The following is a 21,043-nucleotide window of genomic DNA, read 5'->3' on the forward strand; positions in this document are numbered from 1 at the left end:
GGTCTCGACGCCCCGCATACTCCACCGCTGCCCCGGCCGTTGGAATCACCAGGATTTACAATCGAGCATTTCACCCGATGAAACAATACCGCTCAGCGCTCCTCGAGCCTGTCCCTCAGGAACCGATGACTCACCGAAAACAACCGCCGATAGGTCAGCAGCACCGCCCCCACCGTACCCAACGCCGACGATGCGGCAATCAGGAACATGATCACGATCTGATACCGCACCGCGTCCACCGGGCTCTCTCCCGCCAGCACCTGCCCGGTCATCATGCCGGGCAGGCTGACGATGCCGACCACCGTCATTTGGTTCAGCGTCGGGATCATCCCCGCACGCACCGCCTGGCGGATAGCTTCCTGCGCGGCCTCCCAGCGTGAACCGCCGAGGGCCAGGATCATTTCGATGGTGTTGCGCCCCGAGGTCAGTTCCTGGGTCATGCGTTCGATGCCCAGGGAGACGCCGGTCAAGGTGTTGCCGAGGATCATGCCGAGGATCGGGATCGCGTACTGCGGCTCGTACCAGGGGTGGATGCGGATCACCGCAAACAAGCCCACGGCGGTGACCAGCCACGAACTGCCCCACACCGACAGGATGCTGTCGACCCGCTGGCCCCGGTAAGTCCGCCGCCCACGCCCGGCAGCGGAGAGGCCGGCGATCAGGGTCATGGCGCACATCAGCGGCAGCACCACGTACCAGTAGGCGAACTCGAACACCCAGCCCAGCAGGTAACCGATGGCCAGCAGTTGCACCACGGTGCGCACCGCCGCCCACAGCAATTGGCGGCCCAGGCCCAGGCGCAACAGCAGCGACAGCGCGCCATTGATCAGGATCAGCGAGGCGGCAATGCCCATGTCCAGCGCGGTGAGATTTTGATAGTTCATGGCTGGGCCGCTCCGCTCAACACACCGGCACTCATCTGCAAGTGGAGGTCACTCATGCGCCGGGCCTGGTCCAGGTCGTGGGAGACCCAGATACAGGCACGGGAACGATCCCCGGCAAACCAGGCGTCGATCAGCGCTTCCACTTCGCGGGATGAGCTGGGATCGAGGGCGGCGGTGGGTTCATCGAGCAACAGCACTTCGGGGTTGAGCTGCAGGGTGCGGATCAGCGAAACCACCTGGGACTCGCCGCCCGACAGGTCGGCGGCGCGTTTGGCCAGAAAGTCCGGCGTCTTGCCGGCGTGGCCCAGCAGTGTGGTCACTGTCGCCAGATCGAAGCTGCGCTTGCGCGAGGTGTTGAGGCTGAAGGGGAAGCGCAGGTTGTCCTCCACGGTGCCGTCGAGCAGCGCCGGGCGTTGGGACAGGTAGCTGATATGGCAGCGGTAGTGGGGAATCTGCGCGTTGCCGATCGGCTGGCCGTTCCACAGGACCTGCCCGGAGGTGGGCGCATCCAGCAGCGCCAGTGCGCGCAGGAACACACTTTTGCCGGAGCCGGATGAGCCGGTGATCGACACGCGGTCGCCGGCCTGCAGGCTGAAATCGGTGGGCTGGAGCAACGGCACCTGGCGGCGCTCGTCCAGGCGCGTGAGGGCGCGGGTTTCGATTAACGGGGTGTCGGTCATGAACTCATTACTCGGTTGAACGGCTTGCAATCAAAAACCTCACTGCCTATATTCCCTGCCTGGCGCTCTCTACGCCACCTTCCGCGGAAAGGGCTGCGCCCAGGACACTGCAACATCCTCTTTTTTCTACGACTCCCCACCTTGAAGCGGAAAAGGTTTGTGCAAGGAGATCGTATGTCCCAACCCTTCAACACCGATGGCCGTCTCAACCTTGAGCAACAGCGCAAGCGCGCCAAGGAACTGCTGCCGCGCCTCAAAGCCCAAGACCCGAACGCTACCTTGTCCCAGGCCCAATGGGAAATCGCCAAGCAGCTGGGCTTCAGCAGTTGGCCAAAGCTCAAGGCCCATGTCGATGCCATCGACTTCGCCACCCGCCACCCCGATTTTGCCGCCAGCGATGAAGCCCGCACCACCCACTGGCGCTGCGGCAATGACATTGCCCACAGCCTGCAACTGGCGGGGTTCAAAGGTCAGTTCCGGATGCTCACCGACCCGCTGTGCATGGGGCCGGTCCGCAATCTGCCCCGCCAAGCCTTCCGCGCCCTGCGCAGCGCTTTTATCAGCCAGGCCTTTGCCATTGATGCAGCCGATGCAGCTCGTCGCGTCGACGCCGAATACGACCACCTCGAAGCATTGGCCAGCGCCGACCACAGTGTGCTGTGGTGCGAAGCGGATGCCTATGACCAACTGTTCCTGATCCGCGCACTCGCCGGCCTTGAACACGCGCCGCGCGCACTGGAACTCATCGAGGTGGACCGCATTCCTGGCGTGCAGCGCTTTATCGGCATCGGCCAACTGGCGCCGGATGTATTGGCGTGGCTGTGGCCGCAGCGGCGCTTGATCGGGGATGATGCGGTGCAATTGGCCAAACAGGCCTGGTCGGCGTATTGCGACAGCTCACCCGTCCAATGGGCGCAACTGGCCCACGACAACCACCCCGCCTTGCCGTTGCTTGCCCCGGCGTTGTTGCGCCAATTACAGGAACTGCCCGGTCTGCATGACGGCCTTTCGTTGACCGAGCGCCTGGCCCTGACGTACCTCGCCGAGAACGGGCCAACGCCGTTTGGTCGGGTGTTTGCCGAACTGATGGCCAAACGTGAACCGCTGCCGTTTCTGGGCGACATGATGTTTCATGCGCTGTTGCAACCGCTGCTCGATGGCGACAAGCCTTTACTCACGGCCACCGAGACGCACCTGGAATGGCCGCGCCAGGTGCTGGCGTTGACTGCACTGGGGCAAGCCGTGCTGAACGGTCACGCCAACTGGCTGGATCACGCCAGCCATGTGCGATGGGTGGGTGGGGTATGCCTGCGACCTCGCCAACCCCACTGGGCGATTGATGAGCACATCATGCCGGTCTGGCGCCCGTGATTACGCTAACGTGCTGCCCATTCAACCTTCACTTGCGAGACTGCCCATGCGCAACCTGATCTTCGCCAGCCTGCTTCTGCTGGCGGGCTGCCAACAAACGCCGCCGGCCAATGACCAACTCGATGCCGTGCTCTGGACCCAGACCTCTATCGAGCATGAGTTGATTTACCGACAGCTTTTCGCCAATGCCACCCGCCAACTTGACGTGGCGTTGGCCGATCCCACCTGGGATGCCCTGCCCTTTGCGCCACGCAACCTGAACGGGTTGCCGCCGGCGGTGGTGGTCGATATCGACGAAACCTTGCTGGACAACGTGCCGCTCAACGCCCGCGACGTGGTCAACAACCAAGTCTATTCCTACGACCGCTGGAACACCTGGGTCGACCAGGCCAAGGCCCAGGCCTTACCCGGTGCCGTGGCGTTCCTGCAAGCGGCCCGGCAAAAAGGCATCAAGGTCTATTACCTGACCAACCGCGAACACAGCCAGGTCGCCGCCACGGTGAAGAACCTGCGCCTGCGCGGTTTCCCAATCGAAAGCGACGAACAGGTCTTGGCCGCCAGCACCCCCACCGGTCACTGCGAAAGCGCCGGCTACGGCAAGAACTGCCGCCGCCAATGGGTCGCCGCCCATGCCCGCGTGTTATTGATGGCCGGGGATTCCCTGGGGGATTTCGTGCAGGCCGACCACAACACCCTCGCGGATCAGCGCAAGGCGGTGGAGCCCTATATGCACTGGTTGGGACAACGCTGGTTCTTGTTGCCCAACCCGACCTATGGCAACTGGTACAGCGCGCCGTATGAGGATGATGAGAAGCTGCCGTTCGAGCAAAAGCGCAAGCTCAAGCAGCGGGCGTTGCAGTTGCAGGAGTAATCAGCCTTGGCTGGCCCACCGTCCTTGACGCCATCGGCTCACATCTGATTGACACACTAAGGCCATATGGAAATGAAACGAGTACTTATCACATCGCTCGGCGCTCTATCGCTGCTCCAACCGTCATTCTCTTCGGCGGATAACACCAACGGGAAAACCCTCTTCACCCAGCGGTGTGCGATGTGCCATGGCGCCGATATCAAAGGCACAGGCCCCCTGGCCAACAAGAGCAATCCCCCGACACCTGACCTGACCACCGCCACGTTCAAAAAACGCCTGAATGACTACCCAGGCGTTATCGTCTCTTCAATCATCCTTCGCCCCAATGGCGACCTGATCCCGAGGACGTTGCGAGAGAACGGCGTGAAGCTAGCGCCATTCGCGTGGAGGGTTAGCGACTTCCGCGATTTGAATCAATACATGAGCGGTGTGATTGCCAAGACGCGTTGAGTCTCACAGCGTTCTTGCAGCGATCGCCTCCACTTCAACCAACGCACCGGGCAATGGCAACGCCACCACTTGCAGCGCCGTACGTGCCGGTTTATTCGGCTGTTCCGGTGTGCCAAAGAACTGCGTATACCCCGCCTGCAAACCGGCGAAGTCCAGCCCGTCGCCGGCGAAGTACACCCGGCCGTGGCCGATGTTGGTCACCGAGGTGCCGCTGGTGTCGGCCTTGAGGACCACGTTGATCACCCCGGCGATGGCATCCGAGCCGTATTGGGCGGCGGCACCATCGCGCAGGACTTCCACATGGTCGATGGCGCTGGCGTCCCAACCGGTTTTTTCCGGCAGGGTCAGCGAGGGGATCACTGCACTCAAAGCTTCCATAAGACCGGGCTTGCCGGTGCTCTGCAGCTGCTTGGTGCTGACCACATCGATCGGCACCGGGCTGCTGGTGAGGGTACGCCGCTCGGGGTAGGCTGTTGAGCTCAAACATAACGGAATGGGTTTTGAAAACATGATGCTATTTCGGCATAAGATAATATTTTTTGATTTCATTATTTATTGATTTTGTTATTCATATAAGTAATGTTTTTTGTGATCAGGGGATTGGGGGTATATCCGTTATTTGGGTAACGGCGGATATTGGTTCCGCCCTTACAGCGGCTCACTTTTGAACAGCGCAAAAGTAAGCAAAACGCTCTTGCCCCAACACTCGGTGTGCCCGTAATCCGACAGTGATTTGGGGGGCCGCCTAAGATCAAAATCAAAAGCAGATCTAAAGCCAGAGCCAGAGCTAGAGCCAGAGCAAACCACCCTTCAACTGATACATGAAGATCAAACTGTGGGAGGGGGCTTGCCCCCGATGGCGGTGTGTCAGCCAACTCATCAGTGACTGACCCACTGCCATCGGGGGCAAGCCTCTTCCCACACTTTGACCGAGTACCGGCCATACAATCCGGTCGGCTCTAAGGCCGCCGCGCTCTTGCTTTTGATCTGGGATCGCCCCGTCAAACACGCTGGCCGAACGCAGGCTTGAATCCGTGGGTAACCCGGCAGGACGCCGGGTTAGCCGCACTGGGCCATGGATGGCCCATTGCGGCGGCCCACGGATTCAAGCCGGAGTGAGGGCACACCGAGCCTAGGCGAGGTGCCGAGTGTTGCCCCCGGTGTCAGGGTAGTTGTCGTGTCCTCCGCTTTTTAAAAGTATTCCGGGGGCGGCAAGAGTAAGGTCATGCCTTTCTATTCAGAAGAACGCAAAGCTGCGCTGTTGAAAATGATGCTTCCGCCCCTGAGCCTGTCAGCGTCGGAGGTCGCGCGCCGTGAAGGTTGTAGCGACATGTCTCTTCATTATTGGCGTAAGCAAGCCGCTGCCAGAGGTTCTCAGTTGTCCGAAAACAAGCAGTCGCCTGAAAGTTGGTCTGCCGAATCCAAGCTCATGGCAGTCATCGAATCATCAGCTTTGTCGGAGCTGGAGCTGAGTGAGTATTGCCGTCGCAACGGTATTTTCCCTGAGCAAATTGACGGCTGGCGCAAAGCTTTCATTGCCAACAGCACTAATCACTCAGCGCTGAAAAAAGGAATCGCTGGTGAGACCAAGGAGGATAAGAACCGGATTCGGGAGCTGGAGCGTGAGCTGCGCCGAAAGGATGCAGCGCTGGCTGAAACAGTCGCATTGCTGGTGCTGCGAAAAAGCTCAATGCCTACTGGGGGAGCGACGACGAGGACAATTGACCTTGTTGCCAGAACGGCATCTTCTCGTCGACTGGCTCACCGAAGCCATCACTGCGGGCGCCCGCAGGGCGCCTGCGTGTCTAGAAGTCGGTATTTCGCTACGCACGCTACAACGCTGGATCCTGCCCGAAGCGTTGTTGGCAGATGGGCGCACCACGACGGTGAGGCCAGTGCCGAATAATGCTCTGACTGATGTTGAGCGCCAAGCCATCCTGGCCTTGTGCAACAGCAAGGCCTACGCACATCTGCCACCGAGCCAGATCGTGCCACGGCTCGCTGACGAGGGACGTTACATGGCATCGGAGGCAACCTTTTACCGAGTGCTGCGTGCGGCAGATCAGCAGCATCATCGTTCCCGCGCCAAACGCCCGCATCGCCATGAAGCACCCACCACCTACGCGGCGACAGCCGCCAATCAGGTGTGGTCTTGGGATATCACGTACCTGCCGTCGCCAGTTCGTGGGAAGTTTTACTACCTCTATTTGATCGAAGATATCTACAGCCGAAAGGCTGTGGGCTGGGAAGTTTACGAAGCAGAAAACGGTGAAAAAGCCGCTGTCCTACTGCAACGAAGTGTCACTAGAGAGAAGTGCTGGCGTCAGCCGCTGGTGCTTCACTCGGACAATGGCGCACCGATGAAATCGGTGACGTTACTGACCAAGATGTACGACCTGGGTATCACGCCATCGAGAGGAAGACCCCGGGTAAGCAACGATAATCCTTACTCGGAGTCGCTGTTTAGAACGCTGAAGTACTGCCCGCAGTGGCCGCAGGATGGATTTGGCAGCCTGGATGACGCGCGTATCTGGGTCAGGAATTTTATGGCCTGGTACAACACCGAGCATCGTCATAGCCGAATCCGCTTCGTGACACCCGCCCAGCGCCACGAGGGAAAAGACCGGGAAATCTTGGCCCGGAGGGCGGCAATCTATGGGCAAGCGAGAGAAAAAAGGCCTGAAAGGTGGTCAGGCGAGACACGCAACTGGGACCCTATCGGGACGGTGTACCTCAATCCTGAAAGGGAGCTGACAGTTGTCGTGAAGGTCGCCTAGCAAGACGGGAGACACGACAACTACCTTGAAAAACGCCGGTTGGGGCGAAGCGTTTTTGGTTACTTTTTGCGCTCTTCAAAAAGTGACCCGCTGTAAGAGCGGAACCATAAGTAGCCGTTACCGAAGAAACGGATATGTACACCTACCTATCTAACTACCTACCCGGCCGCAACAACCGCATCTGCTGCCGATAATCATCCGTCACCTGCCGCGCCTGCCCACTACTGGTAATCACCCTGGGCGTAATCAACACAATCAACTCCGTCCGATCCTTGGACTTGCTGGTACTCCCAAACAACCAGCGCAACCCCGGGATCTTTCCCAGATACGGTACGGCACTGACACTCTCCCCGTTGTCCTGCTTGATCAACCCCCCCAGCAACACCGTCTGCCCACTCTGCACCGCCACCTGCGTCGACACCGAACGCGTCGAAATACGCGGATTCACCGGCGTATCGCTGGTACCACTCTGGCTCTCGGCATCACTGACCTGCTGCTGGATATCCATGTACACCAACCCCCCCGGATTGATCCGCGGCACCACATCCAGGATCACCCCGGTCTGCACATACTCGACACTGCTCAAGGTGGTGTCCGCATCCCCGGTGTTGACGGTGGTCTGGCTGATGGGAATGTTGTCGCCCACCTGAATCTGTGCCGGCTGGTTGTTCATCACCACCAGCGACGGCGCCGACAGCACCTGGGTGCGCCCATTGGTTTCCAGCGCATGCAACGCCACCTGCAGGTTCGAGCTGACAAACGAATAGAACAACGAATCCGTCGCCCCCAGCCCCGCCCCACCACCGCCCAGCGCGCCCTGGCTGCCGGAGGCATTGGCCACCGTGGTGCTGCCAGAATTGCCCGCCAGGCGGCCCAAGTACCACTGCACCCCCAGGTCCAGCTCACCGGTGAGCTTGACCTCAAGAATCCGTGTCTCGATCTGCACTTGCAGCGGTGGGTTGTCGAGGCGCTTGATCGCCGCTTCGATCTCTTTCCACTGCGCAGGACGAGTGCGCACCAACAGTTGGTTGCTGCTCTTTTGCGCGGTGATACGGGTGCCGGCTTCCAGGGCGTTGGTGGCGGCGACCGGCTGCTCTTCCGGCTCGGGTTCTTCAGCGGCAGGCGGGTTGTTCTGCAAGCCACCGGTATTGAGTGACGACAGGGTCGTCGTGCGCAGGCCAGGCGCGACCTTGGCCGGCGTGTCGTCCTTGATCGCGCCGGTGCCGTAGATCTGCCGCAGGTACTTGGCCAGGTCGACGGCCTTCATGTTGCGCACGTCGTAGACATACATCTGTGGCTCGTTGCCGCCACCCTCGTCGATGGTGCGGATCCAGTCGCCGACTTCGCTGAGGTACTGGGGCTGGGAAGAAATCGCCACCACCGAGTTGGTCCGTTCAATCGGCAGGAAGCGCAGCATGCCCGCCAGGGGCATGCCGCTGTCCGGGCCGAACAGGCTTTGCAACTGAGGCATCAGCTCGGCCACCGACGCGCGTTGCAGGCCGAACACGCCTACCGACATGCCCTTTAGCCAGTCGACGTCGAAGGTGTCAATGGTGTCCTGGTAGTTGGCCAGTTCATCCGGCGTGCCGGCCAGGCTCAGCACATTGCGCGCCGGGTCGACCAGCAGAAACGCGTTCTCGCGGGCGAAGGGCTTGAGCAGTTTCTGCATCTCGGTGGCGGAGATGTAGCGCAGCGGAAACAGCCGCGCCGACAAGCCGCTGGAAGGTTGCGCCACGCTCATCTGCGGCACCAGCTTGCCCGCCACGGCCTGGCTGGCTGGCAGGATCACGTAGCGGTCGCCCTGCTTGATCATCGCGTTGTCGGTCCAGGACAACAGGGTTTCGAGGATCGACAAGGCCTGCTGCTTGTCCACCGGCTTGGAGGTGGAAAAGCTGACGTTGCCCTTCACGCCCTGGGCGATGCTGTAGTTTTCGTGCAGCAGGTCGCCCATCACGCTGTTGATCACCGCTTCGATGGGTTGGTCGGCGAAGTTGAACACGATGTCGCCGCCCTCTGCCTTCGCACCCGGCGTGGCCGCCGGCGCACGCACGAACTGTTGGTTGCCCCGGATCAACTGGCGCTGCGCGGGAGACTTGACCAAGGGCTGGGCAACTTCCGTTGGGGGCGCCTCGCTGGGTGGGCGTTGCGCGCCGGTGCCCTGCATGGCCTCGTGCAGAAGCTCATCATCCGGTTCGAGACGGTCGGGAAAGCTGCCACAGCCGCCCAGGGCAAGGGCGGTGGCCAGGCATAACGTGGAGGTGCGCATGTCGATCAAGGGAGGGGCTCGCGGGGCAAAGTAAGGGGGGGTCGCTTGGACGGTGGCGGCAAGCGCTTGGCGTAGAAGCTCAAGGTCTGGGTGCGACCGTCCAGGCTGAAACGGGCGGATTGCGGAGTGAGGTGTTCCAGGCGCCAGCCGTTGGGCAGGGTCTGGCCCAGGCGCACGGTCAGCAGCGGGCCGTCGACCTGCTTGAGCATGGCCATCTGCAGGTTGCCGGTGATCATGATGCCGCTGAGGGTGAGATGGGCCAGGCTGCTGACCTGCGCCTTGCCCACCACACGATCCGGGCTGCGATCCGGGCTGAACAGCGGCGCTTGCCACGTGGCGGCCAGGTTGTCCAACGGCACACTGGGCAGCCCTTTTACTTGAGGAGTGGGATGGGCGCGCACAGGCGCTTCGGGCAGCCATTGCGGTTCATCACCCAGGCTGCTGAGGATCACCGCCATCAGCACGCCCAGCAACCCCGACAGGCCGAGCAAGCCCCACTCCACGGGGCGCAACCGGCTCATTATGGCGTCACCCGCGACGGTTGCAGGTAGCCGCGCACCAGCAGGTGCACCACCAGCTTGCCCGCACCACCGCTGGCCGGCGCCTGCTGGCTGCGGCGGATGCGCAGCTCATCCACAAACAGGAACGGCGGTTGGTATTCGAGCTCATGCAGCAGCGCTTCCAGGGGCTCGATGGCGCAATCGAGTGTGAGGCTGACCTTGACCTGGCGATACGGCTCGCCGTCGTCCTGCTCCGGGGTGATGGGCTTGCGTTGGCTCAGGCTGCACCCGCCGCCGAGGTTGGCGTGGCTGTTGATCAGGTCGGCGAGGCGTTGCATCAGATCGGCGGCGACCACATCCGGGTCGTCCCCCGGCAGCAGGCTGGTGCTGCTGGCCGGGTCCTGCCGCGCCTGCTCAAGTTGCTGGCGCAAGCCATCGCGTTGGCGCAGTACACCGGCATAGCGTTGTTGTTGCTCGCGCAGTTGTTCGGCCTGTTCACCCATGTCACGCAAGGGGCCGGCAAACCAGCTGTCGACCAACAGCCAGTAGGCCGCGCCGACCACCACGGCCAGCAGCAACAAGGCCGCGCCGCGACGTTCACGGGGTGTGAGGGGTCGGCGCATCGGCAGCCTCCTGGCGTAGGTGGGCGCGCAGGGCAAACTGGTCCTTGCCGGTGCGCGCATCGGGTTGGATCACCCCTTCGAACTGGGCGTTTTCCAGACTGCGGCAACCCTTGATGCGAGTGATCAGCGCACTGGCCTTGGCGCTCTGGCCGGCGATGGAAATCTCGCCGTCCTTCACGTCCAGTTGATCCAGCCAGGTGTCGGCGGGCAGGCAGGTGGTCAGGTCGTTGAGCAACGCTGCCAGTGGCGGTTGCGCCAGTTTGCGCCGGGTGAGGTACTGCGCCGCGCCGCGGGTATTGAGCAGTTGCTGGCGCAGCGCATGCACCTCGGCGACCTCGGCTTTTTGCTGTTGGACGCTGGCGTGCATAACGTCGATAACGCGCTGGCGGTCGTTGAGCCACAGCAGCATCGCCGCGATCAGCAACGCCCCGCACAGCCACGGCAGGCTGCGTTGCAAGCCCATGCCGGCGGGCCGCTGCGGGCGCAATGGCGCGGGCAGCAGGTCGACGCCGAGGTCCGCCGCATCCACGCGATGGGGATGCAGGCCCAGGGTGGCGCAGTCGGCGAGGATCTGGTCCAGGCGTTCGCGCAGGATCGCCACCAACGTCACCTCAAGGTGGGTGGAAGTACGTCGCTCCTGACGCGCCACAAAGTAGAGTTGGTCGGCCTCGAACGGGGTGTAGCGGTCCAGCTCGTAGCCGACCACGGCGCTGAGATTGCGCCCGGCCGCCAAGGGCAGTCGTACGCTTTGCACCAGCACGGCGTCGGCGCCGAGCATCAGCACCTGGCGCGTGCTGCCCGTTGCGACCGGCGCGTTCAATGGCCAGTGATGAATCTGCTCGGGTGGCTCTTGCCACGCCAGCCAAACGGGTACACAGGCGCGCAACTCCGCGATCCATGCCTGCCAACCCTGTTGCAGCAGGCTGCCGCGCCAGTGTCGGGCGATGGGTTCCAGTCGATTCATTCTTGCCAACGCAACACCCGGTAGGGTTGTGCGCTGTCCTCCGATGGGCTCAATAAAACGGTGACTTGCAGCCGCGCCTGATAACCGCCGGGCCGCTCGGCGCGGCTATCGACCACCAGCACTTCGCCGTGGTCCACGCCTTCGGCGTTCTGGCGCGGCAGGTTCAGCGCCTTGCGCATCAGCGGGCTGGCGAAGGCGGGATCGGGGCGGTCCAGGTCGCTCCACAAGGTGATCTCGGGCAGCAAGCGGCTGTAGAGGGTTTGCGTCATGCCGGGCAATTGGCGTACTTCTTCCAGCACCCGCAACGGCGCCAGGCCCTGGTTACGTCGTGCTTCGAGGGCCGTGGCCAGTTGTGTGGCCTGGGCCGGGGCAGCGCCACAGGCCAGGGCCAGGCGCGTGAAGTCCTGGGCATCAGCGTTGATCAGGTAGAGCTTGCCGCGCTCGCTGCGCAGGCTCACGTGCAATTGGGCGTCGTCAAAGGCCAGGGGGATGTCGCGACCATCGGCAACCCAGTGCCGATCGGCCATGACCTGCGCGATACCGGCTTCGGCGGCCAACACGGTCTGGGTGTGCTGGCGCAGCCACAGGGCCTGGCGACTTTCCAGCTGTACCCAGCCGGCCAGACCGCCGAGCAACACGCTGAGCAACGCCAGTACCCACAGCACCAGTAGCAACGCAGCACCACGTTGGCTCTTCATTCTTCAACACTCCCGCTGGACAGGTTCAAGCGCAAGGCAATCACCTGGGTGACCCAGGGCACCGGCCCCGCCACGCTGGCAGCGATGCGCACGGCCGAAGGCAAGCGCCTGGGCCAGGGCCATTCACTCACCCAGCCGGTGGGCTGGCCCAGCGGTGACTCGCCGCGATAACTGAACTGCAACGCCTCGATGTTGTTCAGCAGCACCTGGGGTTCACGTTGAGAAAACCCCACCTGCAACGCCTGTTCGACCCGTTGCAGGCTGAACCGATGGATCCCGCCACCAAGCACACCAGGCAAGGTCGAGACAAATTCCAGACGCTGCGCCGTGCCCACGAAAAAACCATCGCCCTCGCCCACCGCCAGCGGCAACGCCTCGCTGATCGCCGTGCGCAAAAACTGTTGGGCGGCGCGCACTTCATCCAGGCTCACCGTGTACGCCTGGGCCTTGGACACGGCGCGATTGGCCCCCAGCAATGCGCCGCCGACCAGCACCAGCAAAACGCCGAGCAAGCTGAGCACCACAAGGATCTCCAGCAAAGTGAAACCCTGCTCGCGGCGCTTCACAGGCGCGCCTTCAAGGTGCTGAAGCGGGCCTGGTGCGAGCCTTCGCTGAGGACCAGGTCGAGACGCACGATCCGCGCTTGCTGCCGGGTGCTGATCAGTTGCCAATGGATGCCGTCGAGTTCGCCCTGGCTGACGCCGTTGCTCAAGCGCCCCGCCGCTTCCTGGTCGAAAATCGTCAGCGCCGCGTGGGTCAGCCGGTCACTGTGGGCCACCTGGGACAACGAGCGCGCACTCTGGCCAAAGGCAACCAGCAGCACCGTGCTGCACACCGCCATCAGCGTGAGGGCGGCGAGCATTTCCAGCAGGGTGAAACCGGCCTGGCGCTTCATGGCAGCGCCTTGGCTTGCACGCTGCCGGTGAGCCAGCCGATATCGATGCGCCAACGCCGGGCACCATTGGCCACGAGGAGATTGCCGCCGGTGGAACTGCCGTCGGGGTAGAACTCGACACCAGGGCCGACCTGTTCGGCGGTGTGCAGCGTCACATGCAACTCGGACGGCCACCGTTGCACCGCTCGCCCCGGCGCCTGGAACGTACGGTCGCTCAGATCGAACACGGTACGCGCAGGCTGCCCACTGACAATCGCCCCTGCCCGCGTGGTGCGCAGCGCCTCCACCATCTGCCCCACCGCATGGCGTTCCTTTGCCACCTGCAAGCCCTGGCGCACACCCAGCCCCAGCACGCTGGCAGCCAGGCTGATCAGCAGGATCACCACCAGCATTTCCAGCAGGGTGAAGCCGCGCTGGAGCATGGCGGCCCTACTCCCAATTGCCCAGGTCGGCACTGTAGCCTTCGCCGCCCGGCTGGCCGTCCTGGCCATAGAAGATCAGGTCGAACGCGCCGTGTTCGCCAGGAAAGCGATAACCGAAGGCGTGCCCGAACGGGTCCTTGAGGTCCGACGGCTTGGCATAGCCACCGGGCCTGTCCACCAGCTGTTGCAGGCTGGTGGGCGGTGCGCCGACGTCGAGGGCGTAGCTGTCGATCTTCATGCTCAGGCTAGCCAATTGGGCCTTGCCGGCGCCGTACTTGCCCTTGTCCACATTACCGCCGACCTGGCGCACGACGATGGTGGCGACGATGCCCAGCAGCACGATCACCGCGAGCATTTCCAACAGGGTGAAACCGCCTTGGCGGCGTGGTTTTTTCATGGGGTCAGCTCCTTTATATATTGCTGGTCAGGCTCGTCAGCGGCAGCATGATCGCCAGCATGATCACCGCCACCAGCACCGCCATGACCAGGGTCAGGGACGGCACCAGCGCGGCCAGCAGGCGGTCGATGCCGCGCTTGGCTTCGACGTCGAAGATGTCGGCGACCTTGAGCAACATGCCGTCGAGTTCGCCGGCCTGTTCGCCGACTTCAATCATTTGCACGGCCAGCTCGGGCAGCAGCGGCTGGCTGCCAAACGCACTGGCGAGGGTGCCGCCGGCTTTTACCGATTCCGCCGCACGCCCGACCTGGGCCTGCAACGCATGGTTGGTACAGACTTGCCGCGCAATCACCAAGGCCTGCAGCAACGCCACGCCATTGCTCAGCAGCGTGCCGAGGGTACGGGCCAGGCGTGCCGCTTCGACGCGTTGCAGCAACGGGCCGACCACACGAATACCGAGCAGACGCCGGTCGTAGCGCTCGCGAAACAGCGGATCGCGCAGGCGTGCGGCCCCCAACCAAACGATCACGCTCAACCCGGCCAACAGCGCCAGGCCATAGGCGCCGAGAAACGTCCCGAGGGCCAGGATCACCTCGGTGATCAGCGGAATCGGCACGCCCAGGTCCTGGAAGATCGGCACGAACTGCGGCACCACATACGCCAGCAGCAACGCCAGGGAACCCAGCACGCCCACCACCAGGAACGCCGGGTAGATCAGCGCATTGATCACTTCGCCACGCAGCAATTGGCTGCGTTCCAGGTAATCACTGAGTTGGCGCAACGTCCCTTCCAGCGCGCCACCGGCCTCACCGGCCCGCACCATGCTCAGGTACAACGACGAGAACGCCGGACCCTCTTCTTCCAGCGCGGCGGACAACGGCTTGCCGGCCTTGACCCGGTCGCGCAGGCGTTCGATCAACGCGCGCACCTGGGGTGGGCCGGGCTGCTTGAGCAGCAGGCTCAACGAGCGCTCAAGCGGCTGACCGGCCCCCAGCAGCGTCGCCAATTGCTGGGTAAACCTCACCAACGCCTGGCCCTTCAACGGCCCGCGTGCCCTGCGCAGGCCGGGGCCGCCGGCCGGTTCGATGTGCAACAGCAGCCAACCGCGCTTGTGCAGGGTCGCCACCGCAGCGGTTTGATCGGTGGCCTCCAGCGTACCGTTCTGCGGCGCGCCCTGGCTGTCCAGGGCACGGTAGCTGAACAGGCTCAAGCGTCCTCTCCACGGGTCACGCGCAGCACTTCTTCCAGCGAAGTAATCCCCGCCAGTGCCTGGCGCAAGCCTTCTTCATACAAAGTGCGCAAACCGGCGCGGCGTGCGGCCTGTTCCAGGGTCGAGGCGTCGGCGTGGCGCATCAGCAGGCTGCGCAGTTCGTCGTTCATCACCAGCAGTTCGGTGAGGGCGCTGCGGCCGTGATAGTCCCCGCGATAGAGCAGGATCGGGCGTTGTTCGGTGAGGCGGTCCAGGCCGTGTTCGGCGATCAGTTCGGGCGGCGCTTCGAAAGCGACACGCGTGGCCGGGTCCAGGCGCCGCACCAGGCGCTGGGCGAGGATGCCGCTGACAGTCGAGGCGATCAGGTAGCTTTCCACGCCCATGTCCAGCAGCCGCGTGATGCTGGCGGCGGCGCTGTTGGTGTGCAGGGTGGAGAGCACCAGGTGCCCGGTGAGGGACGATTGGATGGCGATGCGGCAGGTTTCCAGGTCACGGATCTCGCCGATCATGATCACGTCCGGGTCCTGGCGCACGATGGAGCGCAGCGCCCCGGCGAAGTCCAGGCCGATGGCGGGCTTGACCTGGATCTGGTTGATGCCTTCGAGCTGATACTCCACCGGGTCTTCCACGGTGATGATCTTGCGCTCGGCGGTATTGAGCCGCGACAGCGCGGTGTAGAGCGTGGTGGTCTTGCCGGATCCGGTAGGCCCGGTGACCAGCAGGATGCCGTGGGGCCGCGCCAGCAGGTCGACAAAGGCGGCCAAGCGCTGGCCGTCGAAGCCCAGGCTGGGAAAGTCGAACTGCACGGTTTGCCGGTCGAGCAGGCGCAGCACCACCGACTCGCCGAAACTGGTGGGCACCGTGGACACCCGCAGGTCCAGTTCCTTGCCCTGGATACGCAACATGATGCGCCCATCCTGCGGCAACCGGCGCTCGGCGATGTCCAGCCGCGCCATGATCTTCACCCGCGAAATCACCGCCGCCGACGAACTGGCCGGCGGCGCTTCGGCGTCGTGCAACACACCGTCGATGCGGTAGCGCACCTTGAGCTGGTGTTCGAAAGGTTCGATGTGAATATCCGAAGCACGTTGCTCCACCGCGCGTTGCAGGATCAGGTTGACCAGGCGGATCACCGGCGCTTCCGAGGCCAGGTCCTTGAGGTGTTCGATATCGTCCAGGGCACCACCTTGTTCATCGAGGTTTTCGATCAACGTGCCCATGGCCGAACGGCCCTGGCCGTAGTAACGCTCGATCAGCGTGTCGACCTCAGTGCGCGGGCCGATGGCCAGCCACACCGGCACCTGGCACGCATAGGCCAGGGCCTGGAACGGATAACGCAGCGCCGGGTTGGCGGCCAGCACGCGCAGGCCGCCCTGGGTCCAGCCCATGGGCGCGACCTGGTAATGGCGCATGAAGCGTTCAGTCAGGACAGGCAAGGGATCGAGCAACGGCGGCGCGGCGTCGGCCAGCAACAGCGGCGCACCGAGCAACGCCGCCCAGGCACGGGCCAATTCGATATCGGAAACCAGGCCCAGGCGGGTCAGCAGGCTTAGCAGGTCATCCGACAGCAAGCGCCGGGCGCGCTCCAGGTCCACCGTTTTCAACCCGGCATGCTGCATCAGCCACGCACACACCTGGTCGGTGTGCGGGATCTGCATCTGGCAGGCATCAATAGGCGCTGACGACATAATGTTCAGGTATCTAGTATTGCGAGAAAGTATGGCTATTTGGAACTACTGGAAGATGCCATTAGTTAGCCATAACCCAAGCCAGAATAAGCCGGGGTTATCGACTGGAAGTTATAGCGCTAGTTCCTGAACAGGGGGAATAAAATAAACACAATGACCAAGAACCCCGTGACAGAGCCTTAGCAGCTAATAGCCACTACTTCGCTAGTTGCAATTAGCCACTTATGCGCTTTCACGCAATTAAATGGCAGCCCAATAAACTCACAGTGCTTACTTCACCTTCGACGCGGAGCACACTCGCACTTTCGAGTGGCCGTTAACCAGGATTATCGAGCATTGAAATGTGGGAGTGCGTTGGCATGCCTGCGTGAGTGGTTTGGGGGCTGCTTCGCAGCCCAACGCGGGGCAAGCTCGCCACAGCAGGCCCGCTCGCCACAGGAGGCCGGGCCGGCTACACAGAACAAAAACCGTATCCACGATGCGAAGCGAGTCGGTCTTGATCTTGATCAGGCCTTGGCCCGAGTGCTTTTTTCAACCAGGCACATCGGCGTGCCAGCGACCGGCTCTTGCATCACCTGCACCTGCACCTCAAATACCCGCCGCATCAACTCGGCACTGACCACCTGCGCCGGTGCGCCATCAGCGACCAGTTTGCCGCCGTGCATCACCGCCAGGTGATCGGCATAACGACAGGCCTGGTTGATGTCATGCAGCACAGTGATCACGGTCTTGCCCTCGGCAGCCAGCTCGCCCATCAGGTCGAGCAGTTCGACCTGATGGCTGATGTCGAGGTAAGTGGTGGGTTCATCCAGCAGCACCACCGGCGCATTCTGCGCCAACACCATCGCCAGCCAGGCACGCTGGCGCTGGCCGCCGGACAGGTCCGCCAGGGCGCGATCAGCCAACACGTCCAGTTCCAGGCGCTGCATGGCTTGGCTTACGTGAGCCTGATCACTGCCGCTCAAGCGCCCCCACAGCGAGTTATGCGGGCTGCGACCATAGGCAACCAACTGGCGCACGCTGACGCCTTCGGGCACTGGCAACACTTGCGGCAAGAACGCGATCTGCCGTGCCAACTCCCGGGCAGACAGGCTGGCATAGGCCTGGCCATCCAGGGTCAACTCGCCCTGGGTCGGATTGAGGATGCGCGCGAAGGCCTTGAGCAAGGTGGACTTGCCGCAGCCATTGGGGCCGATCAACGCGGTGACCTTGCCGGCAGGCGGTGCGAAGGACAGACCCTGCACGATGCGCGTGGCGCCATAGCCGATGTCCAGCTCGCGTGCCTGGAGAATACTCATGTCATCAACCCTTGAACCGTGCCAGCAACCAAAGAAAATACGGCGCGCCGATCACCGCCGTAAGCACCCCGGCGGGGATTTCGCTGGGCGCAATCAGCGTGCGCCCCAGCGTATCGGCCAGCACCAGCAGCAACGCGCCGATCAGCATCGCGGCCGGCAGCAGGTACTGGTGATGCCCGCCCACCAGCCGCCGCGCCATATGCGGCGCGACCAGGCCGATAAAGCCAATCGGACCGATCACCCCCACGCCCAGGCTGGTGAGCAACACCGCGCAGGCCATCGCCGACCAACGCGTACGGCTCAGCGCGGTGCCCAGGCTGTGGGCCGCCTCATCGCCCAAGGCGATCAGGTTGAGCGGCTTGGCCAGGCACAGGCCCACAGGGATCAATACGAGGAACGGCAACACCAGCGCCACATGGTGCCAGTTGCGGCTCCACAGGCTGCCGGTCAGCGCAAGCAGCGCGGTGTTGATATCCAAGGGGTGAGAGAGGATCAGAAACTCGGTGACGCTGGACAAGGTCACCGCAATCGCCACTCCGGACAACGCAAAGCGCACCCCGGAAAAACTCACGCCGGTGTTGTACAGCGCCAGCAGCAACGCGCCGCCGGCCCCGCCGAGGCAAGCCACCAGCGGCAGCCAGGCAATCGGCAGGTGTGGCCAGCCGATGATCGCCACGGTCAGCGCCAACCCGGCGCCTTGGGTCACGCCGAGGATCTCCGGCGAGGCCAGCGGGTTGCGGATCACGCCCTGCACAATCGCCCCGGCCAGGCCGAAGGCCGCACCCGCGAGGATCGCGATCAGGCTGCGCGGCAGGCGGTGGTTCCACACTTCGAAGTCGAGGGCGTCGTGGGCCAGCAGGCGTTCCAGAACGGTGTGCGGCGTGAGCCACAGGGTGCCGGCGCTGAGGCTGACCCCGGTTGCCAGCAGCAACAGGCCGAGCAGCAGCCACAGGCGCAGTCGTGGGCGGATCATAGGGCGCGCCTGGCAAGAAAGAGGAAAAACGGTGCGCCGATCAGCGCGGTGACCACCCCCGCCGGCGTTTCCACCGGGAAGGCCACGGCGCGGCTGAGCAGGTCGGCCCCCAGCACGATCACCGCGCCCAATGCGGCGCTCAGCGGGATCAGCCAGCGGTAGTCATTGCCCAGGAACTGACGCAGGATATTCGGCGCGATCAGCCCGACAAACCCGATCGGCCCCACCGCACACACGCTGGCGCCCACCAGCAGCAAACTGGCGACAAACACTTGCAGACGCAGGCTGGCGATGCCCACGCCCAACGAGCGCGCGGCGTCTTCGCCAAGGTTGATCAGGTTCAGGCGCGGCGCACACCAGAGTGCCCACAGGCCGCCGATCAAGGTGCACGGCCAGAGCAACTGCACCTGCGCAGCGCCGACATTGGCCAGGGAGCCGGCCAGCCAGTTGAGTACACTTTGCGCCTGGGCCTCGACCAGGATCACCGTGAGCCGGGTCAAGGCCGCGCACAACGCCGCCACGGCCACGCCGGCCAATACCAGGCGGCCCTGGGCCGTGGTCGGCGACCAGGCACCGCCGAGGCTGAACACCGTGATCCAGGCCAGCGCGCCGCCCAGGCAGGTCATCAACAGCGCACCACCGGCAAAGGGCAGTGCGACCAGGCCGGTGGAAAACAGCGCCAGTCCCAATGCGGCGCCCGCCGTCACACCAAACAGGGACGGCGACGCCAGACGATTGCGCGTAATGCCCTGCATCAGCGCGCCGGCGAGGCCCAGGCAGGCGCCGACCAACGCGGCACACACGGCCCGTGGCACACGCAACTGGGCGACGATATAGGCCATGTTGCCGCCAACGCTGCCCTGGTGCACCAGGCCATTCCAGGCATCCGTCGCCGTCAGGGTGAAGGGTGACCAGCTGTACAGCGACAGCCAGAACAACACGGCACCCAACAGCAGAATGCCAATGGCGGCGAAACTGCGTTGCACGGTTATTGACTCAATACGGCTTTGCCGCCTTTAAGAATCGCCAGCGCGTCCTCGGCGATCTGCTCCGACGCCAGCACGCCACGGTTGCGCGCCCAGCTGTCGCCATCCACTTCGGCCACGTGCTTATTGCGCACGGCGCCGAGCACTTGCCACAACGGCTGCTTGCTCCAGCTGTCGACGATGCTGGGGCGACGGTAATGACCGACCAGCAACCAGCCCGGATCGAGGGCCAGCAATTGTTCCAGGCTGACGAACTCGGTGGGTGCGGCATTGGCGCGTACCGCTGGGACTTTCAGGCCGATGGCCTCAAGCACGCTGCCGGCGTAGGAGTCCGGGCCATGCACGGAGAAGCTGTCCTCACGCGCCACACCAAACAACACGCTGGCGCCGGCCGGGATCTGTTGTGCAATGGCCTTAAGGTTTTCACGGTTCTTCTGGATACGCGCCTCCATCTGCGCACTCTTGCCGAGGGCCTTGCCGATCAGCTCGGCGGATTTGAGGCTGCCCTGGTAATCCTCGCCACGGGACGGCAGCAGCAAGGTCGGCGCGATGCTCGCCAGGTCGCTGTACAGCGCTTGGTGGCGATTGAGATCAGCGACGATCAGGTCGGGCTTGAGCCGGGCGATTTCCTCGATGCTCGGCTGCGAACGCAGGCCCACCGACTTCCACTGGCCGATGGCCTGGCGTACGCGGGGCAACACGCGGTTGGCATCGCCATCATCGGCGGCGCCGACCGGGGTGACGTCAACGGCGGCCAGGCTGTCGAGAAAGGAAAACTCCAGCACCACCACGCGCTTGGGGGCATCGGGCAGATGCACGGCGTGCTGGCCATCGTTGAGGTCGATGGGGGCGGCGCTCAGCAGGCTGGACGAGAACGCCAAGACACAGGCGGCCAGGGTGGGGATGGAACGCAGCATTCGCATGACAAGGACCTCGGCGTTAACACACCCCAGCTAGACAGGCCGGGGAAAACGGCGGGTACTATTCCATATCGGGGCGGCGTGATCAAAAAACATTCTCATTTATGACCTGCTCGGCCATGTGGATGCTGGCTTGCTGGAGGGGGCTGGCTTGTGTGGTCACTGGTTTG

The 21,043-nt window shown here is 63.4% G+C and carries 22 protein-coding genes; 4 read left to right on the forward strand and 18 right to left on the reverse strand.

Annotation, left to right across the window (positions count from 1 at the left end; translation table 11 throughout):
* Positions 1 to 92: 92 nt before the first annotated feature.
* Together fetB and M2497_RS20430 are read right to left on the reverse strand one after the other, a co-directional pair.
* Positions 93 to 884 (reverse strand): iron export ABC transporter permease subunit FetB, encoded by a 792-nt coding sequence (fetB, locus tag M2497_RS20425; protein ID WP_058426118.1) that lies wholly within the window; start codon positions 882 to 884, stop codon positions 93 to 95.
* A complete protein-coding gene (locus tag M2497_RS20430) occupies positions 881 to 1,564 on the reverse strand; it encodes an ATP-binding cassette domain-containing protein (RefSeq protein ID WP_248482692.1) in 684 nt (227 codons plus the stop codon). The genes fetB and M2497_RS20430 overlap by 4 nt, the downstream gene beginning before the upstream one ends.
* 174 nt (positions 1,565 to 1,738) lie before the next feature.
* On the opposite strand from M2497_RS20430, the gene M2497_RS20435 reads away from it, so the two are divergent.
* The 3 genes from M2497_RS20435 to M2497_RS20445 all read left to right on the forward strand — a co-directional run bounded on the left by M2497_RS20435 (position 1,739) and on the right by M2497_RS20445 (position 4,256).
* Positions 1,739 to 2,935 carry a DUF1835 domain-containing protein gene (locus M2497_RS20435; protein WP_248482694.1) on the forward strand — a complete coding sequence of 399 codons (1,197 nt, stop codon included), beginning with the start codon at positions 1,739 to 1,741 and terminating at the stop codon, positions 2,933 to 2,935.
* A 46-nt stretch (positions 2,936 to 2,981) separates the two neighbouring features.
* Complete coding sequence (locus tag M2497_RS20440; protein ID WP_248482695.1) at positions 2,982 to 3,806, forward strand: HAD family acid phosphatase; 825 nt, start codon at positions 2,982 to 2,984, stop codon at positions 3,804 to 3,806.
* Positions 3,807 to 3,872: 66 nt separating this feature from the next.
* Entirely contained in the window at positions 3,873 to 4,256 is a 384-nt protein-coding gene (locus M2497_RS20445) for a cytochrome c (protein WP_248482697.1), read from the forward strand.
* Between the two features lie 3 nt (positions 4,257 to 4,259).
* On the opposite strand, the gene M2497_RS20450 is transcribed toward M2497_RS20445, so the two are convergent.
* Positions 4,260 to 4,766, reverse strand: a complete 507-nt coding sequence (locus tag M2497_RS20450) for a Rid family hydrolase (RefSeq protein WP_248482699.1) — start codon at positions 4,764 to 4,766, stop codon at positions 4,260 to 4,262.
* A 715-nt stretch (positions 4,767 to 5,481) separates the two neighbouring features.
* Between M2497_RS20450 and M2497_RS20455 the strand changes: the two genes are divergently transcribed.
* Positions 5,482 to 7,033, forward strand: a protein-coding gene (locus M2497_RS20455) for an IS3 family transposase (RefSeq protein ID WP_248482700.1) whose coding sequence is annotated in 2 segments (ribosomal slippage) — positions 5,482 to 5,942 and positions 5,941 to 7,033 — 1,554 coding nt in all. Because the reading frame shifts where the segments join, the coding sequence is not laid out codon by codon here.
* Between the two features lie 154 nt (positions 7,034 to 7,187).
* Here the strand turns inward: M2497_RS20455 and gspD are convergent.
* The 15 genes from gspD to M2497_RS20530 form a co-directional block, all read right to left on the reverse strand.
* Positions 7,188 to 9,299, reverse strand: a complete 2,112-nt coding sequence (gene gspD, locus M2497_RS20460) for a type II secretion system secretin GspD (RefSeq protein WP_248488233.1) — start codon at positions 9,297 to 9,299, stop codon at positions 7,188 to 7,190.
* A 5-nt stretch (positions 9,300 to 9,304) separates the two neighbouring features.
* Positions 9,305 to 9,823 (reverse strand): general secretion pathway protein GspN, encoded by a 519-nt coding sequence (locus M2497_RS20465; protein ID WP_248488234.1) that lies wholly within the window; start codon positions 9,821 to 9,823, stop codon positions 9,305 to 9,307.
* Positions 9,820 to 10,422 carry a type II secretion system protein GspM gene (gene gspM / locus M2497_RS20470; protein WP_248482702.1) on the reverse strand — a complete coding sequence of 201 codons (603 nt, stop codon included), beginning with the start codon at positions 10,420 to 10,422 and terminating at the stop codon, positions 9,820 to 9,822. The genes M2497_RS20465 and gspM overlap by 4 nt, the downstream gene beginning before the upstream one ends.
* On the reverse strand, positions 10,397 to 11,386 hold the full coding sequence (locus M2497_RS20475) for a type II secretion system protein GspL (RefSeq protein WP_248482704.1): 990 nt from the start codon (positions 11,384 to 11,386) through the stop codon (positions 10,397 to 10,399). Before M2497_RS20475 ends, gspM begins: the two co-directional genes overlap by 26 nt.
* The gene (locus M2497_RS20480; RefSeq protein ID WP_248482706.1) at positions 11,383 to 12,084 is read right to left on the reverse strand and encodes a general secretion pathway protein GspK; all 702 of its coding nucleotides are present in this window, start codon (positions 12,082 to 12,084) and stop codon (positions 11,383 to 11,385) included. The genes M2497_RS20475 and M2497_RS20480 overlap by 4 nt, the downstream gene beginning before the upstream one ends.
* Positions 12,081 to 12,650 carry a prepilin-type N-terminal cleavage/methylation domain-containing protein gene (locus tag M2497_RS20485; RefSeq protein WP_248482708.1) on the reverse strand — a complete coding sequence of 190 codons (570 nt, stop codon included), beginning with the start codon at positions 12,648 to 12,650 and terminating at the stop codon, positions 12,081 to 12,083. The genes M2497_RS20480 and M2497_RS20485 overlap by 4 nt, the downstream gene beginning before the upstream one ends.
* Positions 12,647 to 12,979, reverse strand: a complete 333-nt coding sequence (locus M2497_RS20490) for a prepilin-type N-terminal cleavage/methylation domain-containing protein (protein ID WP_248482710.1) — start codon at positions 12,977 to 12,979, stop codon at positions 12,647 to 12,649. Before M2497_RS20490 ends, M2497_RS20485 begins: the two co-directional genes overlap by 4 nt.
* The gene (locus tag M2497_RS20495) at positions 12,976 to 13,401 is read right to left on the reverse strand and encodes a GspH/FimT family pseudopilin (RefSeq protein WP_248482712.1); all 426 of its coding nucleotides are present in this window, start codon (positions 13,399 to 13,401) and stop codon (positions 12,976 to 12,978) included. The genes M2497_RS20490 and M2497_RS20495 overlap by 4 nt, the downstream gene beginning before the upstream one ends.
* A 7-nt stretch (positions 13,402 to 13,408) precedes the next feature.
* Positions 13,409 to 13,798 (reverse strand): type II secretion system protein GspG, encoded by a 390-nt coding sequence (locus M2497_RS20500; RefSeq protein ID WP_248482713.1) that lies wholly within the window; start codon positions 13,796 to 13,798, stop codon positions 13,409 to 13,411.
* Positions 13,799 to 13,811: 13 nt separating this feature from the next.
* Entirely contained in the window at positions 13,812 to 15,008 is a 1,197-nt protein-coding gene (gene gspF, locus M2497_RS20505; protein ID WP_248482715.1) for a type II secretion system inner membrane protein GspF, read from the reverse strand.
* Entirely contained in the window at positions 15,005 to 16,696 is a 1,692-nt protein-coding gene (locus M2497_RS20510) for an ATPase, T2SS/T4P/T4SS family (protein WP_248482717.1), read from the reverse strand. The genes gspF and M2497_RS20510 overlap by 4 nt, the downstream gene beginning before the upstream one ends.
* A 506-nt stretch (positions 16,697 to 17,202) precedes the next feature.
* Positions 17,203 to 17,994, reverse strand: a complete 792-nt coding sequence (gene fecE / locus M2497_RS20515) for a Fe(3+) dicitrate ABC transporter ATP-binding protein FecE (RefSeq protein WP_248482719.1) — start codon at positions 17,992 to 17,994, stop codon at positions 17,203 to 17,205.
* A 4-nt stretch (positions 17,995 to 17,998) separates the two neighbouring features.
* Positions 17,999 to 18,967, reverse strand: a complete 969-nt coding sequence (locus M2497_RS20520) for an iron chelate uptake ABC transporter family permease subunit (RefSeq protein WP_179029992.1) — start codon at positions 18,965 to 18,967, stop codon at positions 17,999 to 18,001.
* On the reverse strand, positions 18,964 to 19,953 hold the full coding sequence (gene fecC, locus M2497_RS20525; RefSeq protein ID WP_248482721.1) for an iron-dicitrate ABC transporter permease FecC: 990 nt from the start codon (positions 19,951 to 19,953) through the stop codon (positions 18,964 to 18,966). The genes M2497_RS20520 and fecC overlap by 4 nt, the downstream gene beginning before the upstream one ends.
* A gap of 2 nt (positions 19,954 to 19,955) precedes the next feature.
* Positions 19,956 to 20,876: a Fe(3+) dicitrate ABC transporter substrate-binding protein FecB gene (locus M2497_RS20530; RefSeq protein WP_248482723.1), complete on the reverse strand. Its 921-nt coding sequence runs from the start codon at positions 20,874 to 20,876 to the stop codon at positions 19,956 to 19,958.
* Positions 20,877 to 21,043 lie beyond the last annotated feature (167 nt).

Origin of the sequence: Pseudomonas sp. CYM-20-01 (genome assembly GCF_023169845.1) — a bacterium.
Lineage (GTDB): Bacteria > Pseudomonadota > Gammaproteobacteria > Pseudomonadales > Pseudomonadaceae > Aquipseudomonas > Aquipseudomonas azotoformans.

What these genes read in the sequence shown, in the direction of transcription:
- fetB (WP_058426118.1), bottom strand. Translation starts at nt 884, where the DNA reads ATGAACTATCAAAATCTCACCGCGCTGGACATGGGCATTGCCGCCTCG.
- M2497_RS20430 (WP_248482692.1), bottom strand. Translation starts at nt 1,564, where the DNA reads ATGACCGACACCCCGTTAATCGAAACCCGCGCCCTCACGCGCCTGGAC.
- M2497_RS20435 (WP_248482694.1), top strand. Translation starts at nt 1,739, where the DNA reads ATGTCCCAACCCTTCAACACCGATGGCCGTCTCAACCTTGAGCAACAG.
- M2497_RS20440 (WP_248482695.1), top strand. Translation starts at nt 2,982, where the DNA reads ATGCGCAACCTGATCTTCGCCAGCCTGCTTCTGCTGGCGGGCTGCCAA.
- M2497_RS20445 (WP_248482697.1), top strand. Translation starts at nt 3,873, where the DNA reads ATGGAAATGAAACGAGTACTTATCACATCGCTCGGCGCTCTATCGCTG.
- M2497_RS20450 (WP_248482699.1), bottom strand. Translation starts at nt 4,766, where the DNA reads ATGTTTTCAAAACCCATTCCGTTATGTTTGAGCTCAACAGCCTACCCC.
- gspD (WP_248488233.1), bottom strand. Translation starts at nt 9,299, where the DNA reads ATGCGCACCTCCACGTTATGCCTGGCCACCGCCCTTGCCCTGGGCGGC.
- gspM (WP_248482702.1), bottom strand. Translation starts at nt 10,422, where the DNA reads ATGCGCCGACCCCTCACACCCCGTGAACGTCGCGGCGCGGCCTTGTTG.
- M2497_RS20475 (WP_248482704.1), bottom strand. Translation starts at nt 11,386, where the DNA reads ATGAATCGACTGGAACCCATCGCCCGACACTGGCGCGGCAGCCTGCTG.
- M2497_RS20480 (WP_248482706.1), bottom strand. Translation starts at nt 12,084, where the DNA reads ATGAAGAGCCAACGTGGTGCTGCGTTGCTACTGGTGCTGTGGGTACTG.
- M2497_RS20490 (WP_248482710.1), bottom strand. Translation starts at nt 12,979, where the DNA reads ATGAAGCGCCAGGCCGGTTTCACCCTGCTGGAAATGCTCGCCGCCCTC.
- M2497_RS20495 (WP_248482712.1), bottom strand. Translation starts at nt 13,401, where the DNA reads ATGCTCCAGCGCGGCTTCACCCTGCTGGAAATGCTGGTGGTGATCCTG.
- M2497_RS20500 (WP_248482713.1), bottom strand. Translation starts at nt 13,798, where the DNA reads ATGAAAAAACCACGCCGCCAAGGCGGTTTCACCCTGTTGGAAATGCTC.
- M2497_RS20510 (WP_248482717.1), bottom strand. Translation starts at nt 16,696, where the DNA reads ATGTCGTCAGCGCCTATTGATGCCTGCCAGATGCAGATCCCGCACACC.
- fecE (WP_248482719.1), bottom strand. Translation starts at nt 17,994, where the DNA reads ATGAGTATTCTCCAGGCACGCGAGCTGGACATCGGCTATGGCGCCACG.
- M2497_RS20520 (WP_179029992.1), bottom strand. Translation starts at nt 18,967, where the DNA reads ATGATCCGCCCACGACTGCGCCTGTGGCTGCTGCTCGGCCTGTTGCTG.
- M2497_RS20530 (WP_248482723.1), bottom strand. Translation starts at nt 20,876, where the DNA reads ATGCGAATGCTGCGTTCCATCCCCACCCTGGCCGCCTGTGTCTTGGCG.